Raw genomic sequence first — 2284 nt, forward strand, 5'->3', positions numbered from 1 at the left:
CGCTGACCCCGGACCAGGCTCAGGCGCGCATCCTGCGCCTGCTGCCGTCCCAGGTGAGCGACCGCCAGGGCTGGGCCCGGGATATCCAGGTGGCCTTCAGCGCCCAGGGCCTTGAGCCGAGCCAGAGCAACCTGTGCGCGGTGCTGGCGGTGACCGAACAGGAATCCACCTTCCAGGTCGATCCGACAGTGCCGGGCCTGGGGCGCATTGCCCGAGAGGAAATCGACCGCCGCGCCGCCAAGGTGCATGTACCGGCGCTGCTGGTGAGCGCCGCCCTGCAAGTACGCGGCGCGGACGGCCAGTCCTACAGCCAGCGTCTGGCCAAGGCCCGCAGCGAAAAGGAGCTGAGTGCGATCTTCGATGACTTCATTGGCATGGTGCCCTTGGGCAAGACCCTGTTTGGCGGATTCAATCCGGTGCATACCGGCGGCCCGATGCAGGTCAGCATCGAGTTTGCCCAGCAACAGGCCCGGGGTTATCCGTACCCGGTGCAGGACTCGATCCGCCATGAAGTCTTCAGTCGCCGTGGCGGCATGTACTTCGGCATCGCCCACCTTTTGGGCTATCCGGTGGACTACCCGCAGCCCCTGTATCGCTTCGCCGACTTCAACGCCGGCTGGTACGCCAGCCGCAATGCGGCGTTCCAGAGTGCGGTCAGCCGGCTCAGCGGGATCAAGCTGGCCCTGGATGGCGACCTGATCCGCTATGACTCGCTCCTGCCTGGCGGCACCGAACTGGCGGTGCGTACCCTGGGCAAACAGTTGGGGCTGCGCAACCCGCAGATTCGTGCCCAGTTGGAAAAGGGCGACAGCCAGGATTTTTCACAGACCGAGCTGTACAGCCAGGTCTTTGCCCTGGCCGATCGAGGAGCGGGCCGGCCCGTGCCTCGCCAACAGTTGCCGGGCATCGAACTCAAGAGCCCGAAGATCACCCGGCAACTGACCACCGCCTGGTTCGCCAAGCGCGTGGACGAACGCTACCAGCGTTGCCTGCAAAGGCCGCTGTAATCCCAAGGGCCTGCCCGTTGTAGGAGCTGGCTTGCCAGCGAAGGCGTCCTTGAGTGCGATGCAGGGCTTGCGGTCCTGTTCGCCGGCAAGCCGGCTCCTACGGTTAGGCGCTGAGGTGTGCCTGCCTGCCGTAGGAGCTGGCTTGCCAGCGAAGGCGTCCTTGAGGGCGCTGCAGGACCCAGAGGCCAGTCGGTTCCTGCCCCGAATGCCGGATGATTGGGCCGCTTGTCAGACGCTTGGGCGGCGTGGCAGGATGCGCCATGAATTTTTTCCGTCTCGTCTCCCGCCCTCATCACCATCGACCTCATTCCCGGGGCCGTGGTCGCTTGTGCGCGTCGAGCCGTCAGTTATCGAGAGAACGCGATCACTGACCGTCGATGAAAAAAACCAAAGGCGCCCTGCAAGGCGCCTTTTTTATTGCCTGTCAAAAACCAAGAGGAAACACCCATGACCATGCTCCGTGGCACCCGTATCATCACCGGCCCGCAAGCCGCCGCCCTGCGCACCTTGGAAGGACGGTTCCGGAGCTGGCTTCATCGAAGCGGGCGCTGAAGAAGTCATAGTCCCGGCGCTGTGGGGCCAGGACACCTTTATCGAAAAGGCCGGAGGCAGCGAAGTCATCGGCCAGATGTGGGCCTTCAACGACAAGGCCGGCCGCCCGTGCTGCCTGATTCCGGAAGCCACCGCACTGTTCCAGGAAACCGCCCGCGAGCTGTTGGCGGGACGGGAGCAGGCGATCTTTTTCTACGTCGCTCGCTGTTATCGCTATGAACGGCCGCAAGCCGGGCGGTATCGAGAATTCACCCAGTTGGGGCTGGAGATACTGGGGCCCGAACCCTTGCAGGCGCTGGAACGGGCGCGGGAACTGTGCGTCGGCTTTCTGGATGCCCTGGGCCTGGAGTACGAGCTCAACCTCGGGGTCAAGCGCGGCCTGACCTACTACCTCAATGGCGAGGGTTTCGAGGTGCGTTGCCCGCAGTTGGGCGCGCAACAGCAAGTGGTGGGTGCCGGCGCCTACCGCGAAGGTGCCGGATTCGGCATCGGCCTGGAGCGCCTGCAACTGGCGCTGCAACCCCAGCCGTAGGCGCTGGCTTGCCAGCAAAGGCGTCCTTGAGCGCGCTGCAGGATTCGCGGGCCTCTTCGCCGGCGAGCCGGCTCCTACGGGGGCTTACGCGGTGTGTGGACTAACCGTGGGAGCTGGCTGGCCAGCGAAGGCGTCCTTGAGAGCGCTGCAGGATTTCGCGGGCCTCTTCGCCGGCGAGCCGGCTCCTACGGGG

The 2284-nt window shown here is 65.0% G+C and carries 2 protein-coding genes; both read left to right on the forward strand.

Features of this window, described 5'->3' with window-relative positions; translation table 11 throughout:
• Positions 1-1007: DUF1615 domain-containing protein (locus BLX41_RS11720; protein WP_148059718.1), on the forward strand; the 1007-nt coding region annotated here is incomplete at its 5' end.
• 460 nt (positions 1008-1467) lie between these two features.
• Positions 1468-2091: an ATP phosphoribosyltransferase regulatory subunit gene (locus tag BLX41_RS11730; RefSeq protein WP_123725005.1), complete on the forward strand. Its 624-nt coding sequence runs from the start codon at positions 1468-1470 to the stop codon at positions 2089-2091.
• Positions 2092-2284: the final 193 nt, after the last annotated feature.

The sequence above is a fragment of the Pseudomonas protegens genome (genome assembly GCF_003732485.1).
Lineage (GTDB): Bacteria > Pseudomonadota > Gammaproteobacteria > Pseudomonadales > Pseudomonadaceae > Aquipseudomonas > Aquipseudomonas protegens_B.